Annotated in this window: 12 protein-coding genes; 8 read left to right on the top strand and 4 right to left on the bottom strand. The window is 65.7% G+C overall.

All coding sequences use genetic code 11. The features are described 5' to 3' along the window. Positions 1-120: 120 nt before the first annotated feature. Genes U1839_RS22080 through U1839_RS22070 form a run of 3 tightly spaced genes read right to left on the bottom strand, consistent with a single transcriptional unit; the run spans position 121 to position 3,212 of the window. Entirely contained in the window at positions 121-1,674 is a 1,554-nt protein-coding gene (locus tag U1839_RS22080) for a tetratricopeptide repeat protein (RefSeq protein WP_332805734.1), read from the bottom strand. A gap of 9 nt (positions 1,675-1,683) precedes the next feature. Further along, a complete protein-coding gene (locus tag U1839_RS22075; protein ID WP_332805733.1) occupies positions 1,684-2,535 on the bottom strand; it encodes an alpha/beta hydrolase in 852 nt (283 codons plus the stop codon). After that, entirely contained in the window at positions 2,535-3,212 is a 678-nt protein-coding gene (locus U1839_RS22070) for a dienelactone hydrolase family protein (protein ID WP_332805732.1), read from the bottom strand. The genes U1839_RS22075 and U1839_RS22070 overlap by 1 nt, the downstream gene beginning before the upstream one ends. Before the next feature lie 97 nt (positions 3,213-3,309). Here U1839_RS22070 and U1839_RS22065 point away from each other — a divergent pair, with 97 nt between their 5' ends. The 8 genes from U1839_RS22065 to U1839_RS22030 all read left to right on the top strand — a co-directional run bounded on the left by U1839_RS22065 (position 3,310) and on the right by U1839_RS22030 (position 12,147). Then, positions 3,310-3,846, top strand: a complete 537-nt coding sequence (locus U1839_RS22065; protein WP_332805731.1) for a hypothetical protein — start codon at positions 3,310-3,312, stop codon at positions 3,844-3,846. 153 nt (positions 3,847-3,999) lie between these two features. After that, positions 4,000-4,569: a F0F1 ATP synthase subunit delta gene (locus tag U1839_RS22060; protein WP_332805730.1), complete on the top strand. Its 570-nt coding sequence runs from the start codon at positions 4,000-4,002 to the stop codon at positions 4,567-4,569. Between the two features lie 11 nt (positions 4,570-4,580). Beyond that, complete coding sequence (atpA, locus tag U1839_RS22055) at positions 4,581-6,110, top strand: F0F1 ATP synthase subunit alpha (protein ID WP_332805729.1); 1,530 nt, start codon at positions 4,581-4,583, stop codon at positions 6,108-6,110. Between the two features lie 109 nt (positions 6,111-6,219). Further along, positions 6,220-7,098, top strand: a complete 879-nt coding sequence (locus U1839_RS22050) for a F0F1 ATP synthase subunit gamma (protein WP_332805728.1) — start codon at positions 6,220-6,222, stop codon at positions 7,096-7,098. Between the two features lie 127 nt (positions 7,099-7,225). Next, positions 7,226-8,671: a F0F1 ATP synthase subunit beta gene (atpD, locus tag U1839_RS22045; protein WP_332805769.1), complete on the top strand. Its 1,446-nt coding sequence runs from the start codon at positions 7,226-7,228 to the stop codon at positions 8,669-8,671. 124 nt (positions 8,672-8,795) lie between these two features. Beyond that, positions 8,796-9,047, top strand: a complete 252-nt coding sequence (locus U1839_RS22040) for an ATP synthase F1 subunit epsilon (RefSeq protein ID WP_332805727.1) — start codon at positions 8,796-8,798, stop codon at positions 9,045-9,047. Positions 9,048-9,248: 201 nt separating this feature from the next. Continuing rightward, positions 9,249-10,784, top strand: coding sequence for a TadA family conjugal transfer-associated ATPase (locus U1839_RS22035; RefSeq protein ID WP_332805726.1), 1,536 nt, complete (start codon positions 9,249-9,251; stop codon positions 10,782-10,784). 205 nt (positions 10,785-10,989) lie between these two features. After that, positions 10,990-12,147, top strand: coding sequence for an aspartyl protease family protein (locus tag U1839_RS22030; RefSeq protein WP_332805725.1), 1,158 nt, complete (start codon positions 10,990-10,992; stop codon positions 12,145-12,147). Positions 12,148-12,220: 73 nt separating this feature from the next. On the opposite strand, the gene U1839_RS22025 is transcribed toward U1839_RS22030, so the two are convergent. Next, positions 12,221-12,889, bottom strand: a complete 669-nt coding sequence (locus tag U1839_RS22025; protein WP_332805724.1) for a Fe2+-dependent dioxygenase — start codon at positions 12,887-12,889, stop codon at positions 12,221-12,223. Positions 12,890-13,112: the final 223 nt, after the last annotated feature.

Below are 13,112 nucleotides of genomic sequence, written 5' to 3'. Positions count from 1 at the left end.
GCCGGTTTGAGCCTGCCGGGTGAAATCCTGACCGCGAAACGCGCTTGGCGCCCTGTCTCCCACCTCCCCTCGGCGAGAGACGAGAAGTTCGGTACAAAATGTGAGCTTTTTGCTGATGCTTTAGAACTGCCCGAATTGCAGATGAATGCGCCGCGCGCCTCCTGCATGCGCTATCGCCGCCTTGACGTCGGGGCGCGCCTTGATCGCGGGAAGCTGGGCAGTGAACGGATCGTCGGGCAGCTGTACTGGCGGTGCATCATAATCGCTTAGCTGCCTGAGCGCCTCGACGCGCAATGCGGGATCGCCGAGACGGCGCGCAAAGGAGGCGGCGGCAGCATCGAGATCGCCGAGACACATCAGCATATTGGTCAGCGCAGGCGGCGCATCCTTCTCGTGCGCGCGGAGATAGGATAGCTCTGCTGCCGCATCGGCTGGCTTGCCCGACCTGGAGCGCGCGCAGCCACGGATCAGCTGGATCTGCATCATGCCAAAGCCGCTGACGTTGCGCTTCGCCTGGTCGAACAGCGCGATCGTGGCAAGCGCATCGGCGAAGTGGGAATATTGTAGCTGATTTCCGGCGAGGTTGATGACCTGACTGACATTGGCGCTGCCATTCTCCTCCGCTGCTGCACCCGATCGCAATGCCGCGTCACTGTCGTCATAACGGCCGAGCGCGCCATAATTGTCGGCCAACCTATCCCACCACCACGCGGTTTGCTCCGCGGCGTCGCTGAATGCGCCGGGCTTACCGATGCGTGAATGCAGTGCCTCCAGCGACTGAACCGCTTCCTGAGGACGGCCCAGCGCATGAAGATAGCCGGCGGCACGAACGACCGGCCCGAGCAGGTCCGGGTGCTGCGCGGCGAGCGCGCGCATCTCGGCAAGCCCCTGCTCGACCGCCCGCCGAACATCGAAATCGCGCGGCAGGGTCACGCGCAGACGCGGATCGAGATTGGCGTCGAACCACACGCGCGGGTTTCGCACGACGCTCATTTCGCGCGTCGCCCCCGCCTGGTCGCCGGCCTCGATGAGCAGCACTGCCAGACGATAACGGAAATAGTCAGGGCTCATCATCGGATCGGCCGGCGTATATTTGCCGCTGGTTACGACACCCAACAGGCGTCGGCGTTGCGCGACCGTACCTTCCTCAGTGAGATGGTTGTCGAGTTCGTAGAGGTAGCGCGTCGGCATTTTGTCGAGCATCGACGGATGATCGCGTGCCATGCTCTCGATCGTCGCGATGGCGTCGGTGAACATCCCGCCCTGCGCCGCGACGAGAAAGCGAAATTGCCAAGATTCTTCGGGTGCCCCCTCGATCGCCGTCCCGGCGACGGCATAGCGGTAAGCGTCCTCCTTCGCGCCGGTGCGCAGCGCGCAGCCTGCCATCACATCATAGGCGAACGGGCGCATCTGGACCGGCAACGGCGAGGGGTCGGTGGCGACGAGCGCTGCGGCATCCCGCATCGCCGTGACGCAATCGCCCTGACGAAAGGCTTCGAGCGCCGCCTGGAGCGCCCGTTGGGCGGCGGCGGCAGACTCCGCGACCGGCGCGGATCTCGCGCGATCGACCGCCAAGACAGGCAGCGGCAGCGCCGTCCCCAGCCCGGCCAGCAATATGGCGGCGTGACGAAGCGAGATGCGCGTCGGTCGGCGGTTCTGCGATTGCTGTTTCATCACTATAGCTTAGAGACGCTTTACCCCCGCGCTGTCCATCGATGTTCGCACCGATATGGCGGCTTTCAGCCACGCATCGATCCGCCGCATCGTATCGTCACGATAGATGATGCCGTGCCCGGTCCCGGCGACGAGCTCGAGCTTCGCATCAGGCCGCTCCTTGGCGAGCGCGATGCTGTTGTCGGCCGGGATGGTTTCGTCGTCGCGGCCATGGAGCAGCAGGATCGGGCAGGCGATGCGCGGCAGCTTGTCGATCGTGCGGAAGCGCTCGGTGACGAGCCATTCGGCCGGGATCCAGGGATAATGCTGGCCGGTGACATGCGCGATGCCGGTATAGCCGGCGACCAGCACCAGCGCGCGGGGCGGGTGTTCCAGCGCGAGCTGCGCGGCGACGCCCGAGCCGAGCGAATAGCCGAGCAGGACGATCCGGTCGGGCGCGACGCCTTTCGCGCGCAGCCAGCCCCATGCGGCGCGCGCATCACGGTACAGCCCCTGCTCGCTCGGCTTGCCCGGATTGCCGCCGAAGCCGCGATATTCCGACAGCAGCAAGCCATAGCCGTCGCCGATCAGCGGTCGCATCGCCGCTGCGCTGCCGCTGACGGCGTGGCCATTGCCATGGAACATCAGCACGGTCGGCATGCCGGCCCGGGGCGCGCGGTACAAGGCACGCAGGTGCAGGCCGTCGGCCGTGGTCAGCATGACCTCTTCGAAGTCGACCTCGGAGGCGACGAGGCCGCGATGGCCACCGGCGCCGGGATAGATCAGGTCGCGCTGCTTGACGTAGAGGCCGGCAAGCACCGCGATATATAATGCTGCGACGAACAGCGTCGCGCCCAGCAGAAAGCGCCGCAGCGCCCTCATCAGCCGTTCGCGCGGAACAGAGCGAGCGTGCGCTCGCGCGCCAGATCGGCGCTCGGCTCGTGATAATCCTTGCGACGATCCGAGTTGAAACCGTGCCCGGCCTCGTAAACATAGACTTCGGCGCGCGGCCACGCCTTGGCGATGACCTTATCGACGCCCTCCATCGGGATGCCGTGATCGTAACGCCCGAAATGCGCGATCACCGGCACCCTGGGCTCCTCGTCGGCGACGCCGGGGATCAGGCTGCCATAATAGCCCGAGGCGGCGGCAAGCCCCGTCAGCCGCGTCGCCGCCATCCATGCGATCGACCCGCCATAGCAATAGCCGACCACGAACACCGGGCCGCGCTCCTTGAGCGCATCGATACAGGTCTGCACGTCCTTCAGCGACAGATCGAACGGGTGGAGTTGCCGTGCGAGCTCGATCGCGCGCTCAAAATCCGGTCCGGTATAGCTCGCCTCGAAGCCGGGATGCTCGCGGTCGAAAAGCGCCGGCGAGAGCACCTCATAACCATCGGCGGCATATTCGTCGGCCAGCTCGCGAATATGGTCGGTGACGCCGAATATCTCCTGCACCAGCACCAGCCCGCCGCGCCGCTCGCCCTCGGGGTGGACATGATAGACGGCAACCGCCGCGCCATCGGACATCGTCATCTGCTCCATCGTGCCGGCAGCCATGAGCGCTCCTCTCTCTTGCATCGGACAACATCTTGCTTGACCATGGTTTTGCACGGGCGGTCGCGAAGCGGAAGCCGGCAATGGCGGGAGAAGGAGGATGCCGGGAACACGAAGCGTCGGGATTCTGGTCGCGCTGATCACCCTAGCCAGTGCCGGGTGCAGCAAACCCCAGCCGCCGCGCGACCCGAGGGCTGAAGCGGCCAAGGAATTTGTCGCGCTTCAGCGCGAAGCCGAACACGCGTGCAAATGCGAACGCCATAGCGGGCCGGCCGGCAAGAATAGCTGTTGGGCGAAATTTGAGGCTGCGATCGCCCCGAAAAAGCCAAGTCCGGCTGGGACGGCGTGCTTGCCGGTTTATTCGGAGTCGCGTTGCTGGCAGGAAAGTGACGATCACAGCGAATTTTCGGTGGGGACCTGCGTCGTCACACGCTACACTGCCGCGCTCAACGCTGGCAGCGAGGTGACCCTCTGCACCAAGGCCGAGGCCCAATCGGCCGAGCAAATCCTCACCGCGATAGATGCCGGCCCCAAGGCTTCGAAGGCGAAGCGCGATGCAGCGGATGCGGCGGTGCGGAACATCGCGCGCGGCGGAAACTTCGTCGCCGGCGCCTCCAGTACCCCGGGCTGCGTCTGACCACCTAATCGCTCTCACGTCGCGACCCCGCAGACACCACCGGGTTGCATCGCAGCGAACCCGATGCTAACCGCGCGGCGACCCATCCGGGGGGCCGATTCCGGCCTCCCTTTTTATATGGGCCAACCCGTTGTTGACGAGGAAAAGAATCGCGTGGAGACATCCGGCGGTCATTTGGGTGGCAGTATTCAGGCAAGCCTTGGCGGACGTTACGCCACCGCTCTGTTCGAACTGGCCCGTGACGAGAAGACCCTGCCCGCCGTCGAGGCGAGCCTCGTCGCCGTGCGCGCCGCGATCGACCAGTCGCCCGAGTTTCAGCGGCTGATCGCCAGCCCGCTGCTCGGCCGCGATGTCGCCGCTCGGGCGCTTGCCGCCGTCGCGACCTCGATGAAGCTCGATGCGACGACCGCGAAGTTCCTCGGCGTGCTCGCGCAGAACCGCCGGTTGTCGCAGCTTCCCGCTATCATTCGCGCCTTCCGCCAGCTTGCCGCCGCCCAGCGCGGCGAGACGACGGCGGAAGTGACCTCGGCGCATCCGCTCGATGCCGGCCAGGTCGAGGCGCTCAAGGCGCAGCTCAAGACGCGGCTCCGCCGCGATGTTACCGTCGGCCTCTCGGTCGACCCCGCTTTGCTTGGCGGGCTGGTCGTCAAGATCGGCTCGCAGATGATCGACTCGTCGATCCGCACCCGTCTGAACACTCTCGCGCACGCGATGAAAGGCTGAAGGCTTAGACAATGGATATCCGCGCCGCTGAAATCTCGAAGGTCATCAAGGACCAGATCGCCAGCTTCGGCACCGAGGCGGAAGTCTCGGAAACCGGCCAGGTGCTCTCGGTCGGCGACGGCATCGCGCGCATCCACGGGCTGGACAATGTCCAGGCCGGCGAGATGGTCGAATTCTCGAACGGCGTGCAGGGCATGGCGCTCAACCTCGAGGCCGACAATGTCGGCGTCGTGATCTTCGGGTCGGACTCGGAGATCAAGGAAGGTGACGTCGTCAAGCGCACCGGCACGATCGTCGACGTGCCGATCGGCAAGGCGCTGCTCGGCCGCGTGGTCGATGGCCTCGGCAACCCGATCGACGGCAAGGGCCCGATCCTCACCACAGAGCGCAGCCGCGTCGAGGTCAAGGCGCCCGGCATCATCCCACGCACCTCGGTCCATGAGCCGGTGCAGACCGGCCTCAAGGCGATCGACGCGCTCGTCCCCGTCGGCCGCGGCCAGCGCGAGCTGATCATCGGCGATCGCCAGACCGGCAAGTCCGCCGTCGCGATCGACACCTTCATCAACCAGAAGGCGGCGCATGCCGGCACTGATGAGAGCGCCAAGCTCTATTGCATCTATGTCGCGATCGGCCAGAAGCGCTCGACCGTCGCCCAGCTGGTCCGCACGCTGACCGAGAATGGCGCGATGGACTATTCTATCGTCGTCGCCGCGACCGCGTCGGACCCCGCGCCGCTGCAGTTCCTCGCGCCCTATACCGGCTGCGCGATGGGCGAATATTTCCGCGACAATGGCATGCACGCGCTGATCGTCTATGACGATCTGTCGAAGCAGGCCGTTGCCTACCGCCAGATGTCGCTGCTGCTGCGCCGCCCGCCGGGCCGCGAAGCCTATCCCGGCGACGTCTTCTATCTTCACTCGCGCCTGCTCGAGCGCGCCGCGAAGATGAACAAGGACAATGGCTCGGGCTCGCTCACCGCGCTGCCGATCATCGAGACCCAGGCCGGCGACGTGTCGGCCTATATCCCGACCAACGTGATCTCGATCACCGACGGCCAGATCTTCCTCGAAACCGACCTGTTCTTCGCCGGCATCCGCCCGGCGATCAACGTCGGCCTGTCGGTCAGCCGCGTCGGCTCGGCCGCGCAGACCAAGGCGATGAAGAAGGTGTCGGGCTCGATCAAGCTCGAGCTCGCCCAGTATCGCGAGATGGCGGCGTTCGCGCAGTTCGGCTCGGATCTCGACGCTTCGACCCAGCGCCTGCTCAACCGCGGTGCGCGCCTGACCGAGCTGCTCAAGCAGCCGCAGTTCTCGCCGCTGCCGTTCGAGGAGCAGACCGCTTCCATCTTCGCCGGCACCAACGGCTATCTCGACACCGTCCCGGTCGATGCGGTGGTGCGCTATGAGCAGGCGATGCTCGCCGATCTGCGCGCCAACCATGCCGATGTGCTCAAGACGATCCGCGACACCAAGGATCTCGGCGACGAGGCCAAGGGGAAGCTCAAGAGCGCGCTCGACGCGTTCGCCAAGACGTTTGCGTAAGACATTTTCCTCGTCATCCCAGCGAAAGCTGGGATCTCATGCGGCTCCTGCATTCCGCTCACCGCGCGAGATCCTGACTTTCGTCAGGATGACGAACTAAGGGTTTTTCATGGCTTCACTAAAGGCCCTCAAGATCCGCATCGGCTCGGTGAAGTCGACGCAGAAGATCACCAAGGCGATGAAGATGGTCGCCGCCGCCAAGCTGCGCCGCGCGCAGGAGGCGGCGGTTGCCGCGCGTCCCTATGCGCTGCGGCTCGAAAAGGTCATGGCCAGCCTCGCCGCCAAGGTGACGGTGTCCGAATCCTCGCCCAAGCTGCTCGCCGGCACCGGCCAAGACCAGACCCATCTGCTGATCATCGCGACCAGCGAGCGCGGTCTGGCGGGCGCGTTCAACTCGAACATCGTCCGCGCCGCACGCCGCAAGGCCGAGGAGCTCGAAGCTGCCGGCAAGACCGTCAAGATCTACATCGCCGGCAAGAAGGGCCGCGTGATCCGGCGCTTCTACCCCAACCAGATCGTCGCCGATCACGAGATGAGCCACATCAAGAACGTCGCCTTCGCCGATGCCAAGGCGATCACCGATGATGTCATCGCACGCTTCGAGGCCGGCGAATTCGACATTGCCCACCTGTTCTACGCCCGCTTCCAGTCGGCGCTGGTTCAGGAGCCGGTCGGCCGGCAGATCATCCCCGTCGCGCTCGACACGAGCAAGGCCGCGGCGAACGACGATGGCGGCGCGGTCGATTACGAACCCGACGAGGAGGCGATCCTCGCCGACCTGCTGCCGCGCAACATCGCGATCCAGGTGTTCGGCGCGCTGCTCGAAAACGCCGCGTCGGAACAAGGCAGCCGGATGACCGCGATGGACAATGCCACGCGCAATGCCGGCGACATGATCAACCGCCTCACCATTCAATATAACCGCACCCGCCAGGCCGCGATCACGACCGAACTGGTGGAAATCATCTCGGGCGCCGAAGCGCTCTAAGTCCGCTCGACACAAGGAAAGACCGATGGCTACCGCAGCACCCAAGACCAAGGCTCCGGCGAAGAAGGCAGCCCCGAAGGCACCGGCGGCGCCCAAGGCCGCCGCGTCGGCGGGCACCGCCGCGCCGATCGCGACCAGCAACAATGTCGGCCGCATAAGCCAGGTGATCGGCGCCGTCGTCGACGTGACGTTCGAGCAGGGCCACCTCCCGGCGATCCTGTCGGCACTCGAGACGAGCAACAACGGCAACCGCCTCGTGCTCGAGGTCGCGCAGCATCTCGGCGAGAACACCGTCCGCACCATCGCGATGGACGCGACCGAGGGCCTGACCCGCGGCCAGACCGTCACCGACACCGGTTCGCAGATCCGCGTGCCGGTCGGCCCCAAGACGCTCGGCCGCATCCTCAACGTCATCGGTGAGCCGATCGACGAGCGCGGCCCGGTCGGCCACACCGACACGATGCCGATCCACGCGCTCGCGCCGCTGTTCGTCGACCAGTCGACCGACAGCGCGATCCTCGTCACCGGCATCAAGGTCATCGATCTGCTCGCGCCCTATGCACGCGGCGGCAAGATCGGTCTGTTCGGCGGCGCCGGCGTGGGCAAGACCGTGCTCATCCAGGAACTGATCAACAACATCGCCAAGGGCCATGGCGGCACTTCGGTGTTCGCCGGCGTCGGCGAGCGTACCCGTGAGGGCAACGATCTCTATCACGAGTTCCTCGATGCGGGCGTCATCGCCAAGGATGCCGACGGCAATGCGCAGTCGGAAGGTTCCAAGGTCGCGCTGGTCTATGGCCAGATGAACGAGCCGCCGGGCGCCCGCGCCCGCGTCGCGCTGTCGGGCCTGACGATCGCGGAATATTTCCGCGACGTCGAAGGCCAGGACGTGCTGTTCTTCGTCGACAACATCTTCCGCTTCACCCAGGCGGGGTCGGAAGTGTCGGCGCTGCTCGGCCGCATCCCGTCGGCGGTGGGCTACCAGCCGACACTGTCGACCGACATGGGCGCGCTGCAGGAGCGCATCACCTCGACCAACAAGGGCTCGATCACCTCGGTGCAGGCGATCTATGTGCCGGCCGACGATCTTACCGATCCGGCGCCAGCCACCTCCTTCGCCCACTTGGACGCGACGACCGTGCTCAACCGCGCGATCTCGGAGCTCGGCATCTATCCGGCGGTCGATCCGCTCGACTCCACCAGCCGCGTGCTTGAGCCGCGCGTCGTCGGCCAGGAGCATTACGAGACCGCCCGCGCCGTCCAGTCGACGCTGCAGAAGTACAAGTCGCTGCAGGACATCATCGCCATTCTCGGCATGGACGAACTGTCCGAAGAGGATAAGCTGACGGTCAGCCGCGCGCGGAAAATCCAGAAGTTCCTGTCGCAGCCGTTTCACGTCGCCGAGGTCTTCACCGGCATCCCCGGCAAGTTCGTCGCGATCGAGGACACGGTGAAGAGCTTCAAGGCGGTGGTCGATGGCGAATATGACCATCTGCCCGAGGCAGCCTTCTACATGGTCGGCGGCATCGCCGAAGCCGTGGCCAAGGCCGAGAAGCTCGCGCAGGAAGCGTAACCACATCACTCCCCTCCCCTTCAGGGGAGGGGCTGGGGGTGGGGCCTATCCGCAGATGCTGCGTCTGAGGCACCGCCCCACCCCAACCCCTCCCCTGAAGGGGAGGGGCTAAGGAATTAAAAAGATGCTGCACTTCGAACTCGTCACGCCTGAAAAGCTGGTCCGCTCGGAGGACGTCTATATGGTCGTCGTGCCCGGCACCGAGGGCGACTTCGGCGTGCTCGAGCATCACGCGCCGTTCATGTCGACGATCCGCGACGGCGCGCTGTCGATCTACCACAGCGAAAAGGGCGAGCCCGAGATCCTCGCGATCCAGGGCGGCTTCGCCGAGGTCAGCAAGAACGGCCTGACGATTCTGGCGGAACGCGCCGCCTAAAGCACCCCACACGACATTGCCGATGTTCACGGGCGGCAGCGTCCCCGGCTCGCCGCGCGCATTTGACGCGCACGCCACACCCCGCTGCCCCCGGCCAACCGGCCATCAAACCGGCCATCACATCGCCGCCGCACATTTGGTTAGGCAATTATCAAGCCTTGGCCGCTACGCCTCGACCTCGACTATGAGGGACCAACGGGCATGAGCGCATTCGGACGCCGTAGCGGCGTGGGGCAAGGCCCTGGCGCCCGACCGGCATTCGGCGTCGCGCGCCCGATGCAGGGCGGCGGGCCCGCGCGGCCGGCTGACACCGATGGCAGCGACCAGTTCCCCTCGCTCGGCAATTTGCCGATGCCCTCGGCGCTCGATCCCGATCCGATCGGCAACATGCCCGGCACGCAGCAGGACGCGATGGCGCGGCTGCAGGAGCGCCAGAATGCCTCGGGCGAAGCCGGCGCGAGCAAGATGGAGGGCTTCGAAAGCTCGATCCACAAGATCAAGGAACAGGTGCTGCCGCGCCTGCTCGAACGCGTCGATCCGGAAGCCGCCGCTACGCTCAACAAGGACGAGCTGGCCGAGGAATTCCGCCCGATCATCGGCGAGGTGCTCGCCGAGCTCAAGCTGACGCTCAACCGCCGCGAACAGTTCGCGCTGGAAAAGGTGCTGGTCGACGAACTGCTCGGCCTCGGCCCGCTCGAGGAGCTGCTCGCCGATCCGAGCATCACCGACATCATGGTCAACGGACCCGAGCAAACCTTTGTCGAGCGCAAGGGCAAGCTCGAACTGGCCAATATCCAGTTCCGCGACGAGGAGCATCTGTTCCAGATCGCGCAGCGCATCTGCAACTCGGTCGGCCGCCGCGTCGACCAGACCACGCCGCTCGCCGACGCCCGCCTCAAGGACGGCAGCCGCGTCAACGTCATCGTGCCCCCACTCTCCCTACGCGGCACCGCGATCTCGATTCGTAAATTCTCCGCCAAGCCGATCACGCTCGACATGATGGCCGGCTTCGGCTCGATGAGCCCGAAAATGGCCACCGCATTGAAGATCGCCGGCGCGTGCCGCTTCAACTGCGTCATTTCGGGCGGTACCGGTTCGGGCAAGACGACGATGCTCAACGCGCTGTCGAAGATGATCGACCCGGGCGAGCGTGTGCTGACGATCGAGGACGCCGCCGAACTTCGCCTGCAACAGCCGCACTGGCTGCCGCTCGAAACGCGCCCTGCCAATCTCGAAGGCCAGGGCGAGATCAGCATCCGCGACCTCGTCAAGAACGCGCTGCGTATGCGCCCGGATCGCATCATCCTCGGCGAAATTCGTGGCTCCGAATGCTTCGACATGCTCGCCGCGATGAACACGGGCCATGACGGCTCGATGTGTACGCTCCACGCCAACTCCCCGCGCGAGGCACTCGCTCGCATGGAGAACATGGTGATGATGTCGGACATCAAGGTGCCCAAGGAAGCGATCAGTCGGCAGATCGCCGATTCGGTCGAGCTGATCATCCAGGTCAAGCGCCTGCGCGACGGCTCGCGTCGTGTGACCAACGTCACCGAGGTGATCGGCATGGAAGGCCCGGTGATCGTCACGCAGGAGCTGTTCAAGTTCGAATATCTCGACGAGAGCGCCGACGGCAAGATCATCGGCGAGTACCGCTCGATGGGCCTGCGCCCCTACACGCTGGAAAAGGCTCGCCAGTTCGGCTTCGACCAGGCCTATCTCGAAGCCTGTCTGTAGCGTCGGCGCCGGCGCTTTCCGTGAACCCAACCTTTCCAGGTAGGGGGGCGGAGACGATCGGTTGCCCCGGGCAAACCGCACTATTCACATCACATCGTCATGCCGGACTTGTTCCGGCATCCACCGGGCAACGAGCGATCACCTTTGGGGCACGGTGGACCCCGGAACAAGTCCGGGGTGACGGACAGGGGGATCGGCAAGACATATGAAGCTGCTCTACCCCATCCTCTTCCTCGCCGCCGCGATCCCGCTCGCCGAGCACGCGATCGAGACCTGGCTGGCGAGCGACAGCGAGGCGCGCTGGGTGCCCTTCACGCTGACCGGCGGCAACCAGATTCGCTTCATCGCCACGGTCGATGGCCGCTCGGTCGGGGCGATCCTCGATACTGGCGTCAGCGATTCCGCCATGTCGCGCCGGCTCGCGCCAAAGCTGCCCGCGCGCGCCACCGCGCCCGGCACTGCCAGCGCGATCGGCGGCGCGGTGCCAATCGCCTGGGCGACCTCACCGCGTATCGGCTTTGGTGGGCTCGACCATAAGGGTGGCCGCATCGCGGTGATCGACGCACCGGGCAGCGCGACCGCCGGCGAGAGTGTCGATCTGTTCGTCGGCCGCGACCTGCTCGCCGGTTTCGCGCTCGAGATCGATTACGACGCCGGACGCTTCCGCCTGCTGCCGTCGGGCCGCATGCCGTTTCGCGGCGTCAGCGTCCCGCTGACCGTCGCAGGCGCGGCCCCGATCTATGTCAGCCAGCTGACGATCGGCGGCCGGCGCACCCCGATGATCGTCGACACGGGCGACGGCAATGCGGTGACCTTCGCCGCCGCGACATGGCGCCATCTCGCCTCGCCGGCCCGCGTCACCACCACCCTGTCCTACGGAATTGGCGGCATGTCGGTCACCGAACTCGCGATCGACCCTGCCCTGCCGCTCGGCCCGCTGCCGGCGCAGGCGACCGAGGTGGCGATCGAGCCCGATGGCGGCTTTTCGCAGGGCGCCGGGGTCGGCGGGCGGATCGGCAACGGCCTGCTGCAACGCTATCATGTGCTGCTCGATCCCGGCGCCGGGCAGATGGTGCTCGCCCCCGGCCGGCGCGCCGGCGCACTGCCACCGCGCTCGACCTCCGGCCTGCTGCTGCGCCGCGAGGGCGACCGGCTGAGCGTCGTGCATGTCATGCGCGGCGGCCCGGCAGCGGCAACCGGCTGGCGCGCGGGCGAGGCAATCTGCAGCGTCGACGGCGCGATCATCGGGCGTGTGCCCGGCGAAGCCGCGCTCTCCTGGCCGATCGGACCGCCGGGCCGCATCGTCCGGCTCGGCCTGTGCGACGGCCCGACCCGGGCACTGACGCTGCGCAACTTTTATTGACCGGCCGCGCGATCTTCGTCGCGCGCATCGAGTTGCCGATCGTCGCTTCCCACGGACCGGTTCGGTGAAATAGCTAGTCGGCGTCACCCCAACGCCGCAGCAGATTCTGTTGAACGCGCTGGAGCCGGGTATAGGTTTTGATATCCATCTTTTCGCCCGCGATGGCGCCGATTTCCATCAACTCGTAGAGCAATTCACGCTGTTCGGCATCCGCGATCCTGCTCTCGATGAAGGTCGTCACCACCAACCGCGTGCCCGCGCGGACCGGCTCGACCTCATGGATACTGGTCGACGGGTAGACGATCGCACTGCCAGCCTTGCCCTTGATATGAACGTCGCTCGATCCCAGGCCGATCCGCAGCGAACCGCCTTCATATTCGCTCTCGTCGCTGACGAAGACAGTGCAGGAAAGATCGCTGCGAAGCACGCGCTGCCCTGTCGTCATGAAAGCGGAGTCGACATGGATGCCGTAATGCATGCCCTCGTCATATCGCGTCAGCACCGGCGGCATCATCGCTTTCGGAAAGGCGAAGGCGCGGAAACTCTCGTTCCGGTAGATGGCATCGCCGACCATCTGCGCCGACTGCCGAAGCGCTTCGGGTTCCGCCAGCCAGCGATTGTTCTTGAGCGGCGAAACGAACGCGGAACCCTTTTTCGGATCGACGAAGGTGGTCCGCGCGGCAATGGCGCGCAACTGCGCGAGTTCAGCCGCCGTCAGCACATCGGGAATACGGAGAAACATGTCGCGATCTAGCAGCAGTCCAGCGGTTTTCCATAGCGAAGACTCCTTGCGGGGTCGCCGCGGCAAGGTCGCGGGTCAATGGCGAGAATCGGCGTGGACACAAGAATTCGGGGACGTGGCGTAATTGAGGTAGCCATCCTCCTGCATGATACGGAGTCGCCTGGCAGGTGCTCCAAGGCAGGAGGATGACCGATGTCGATTTATGCTGGATTGGATGTGAGTG

The sequence above is a fragment of the Parasphingomonas halimpatiens genome (assembly GCF_036663795.1).
Classification (GTDB): Bacteria; Pseudomonadota; Alphaproteobacteria; order Sphingomonadales; family Sphingomonadaceae; genus Sphingomonas.
This window is presented reverse-complemented; position numbering and strand designations above follow the sequence as displayed.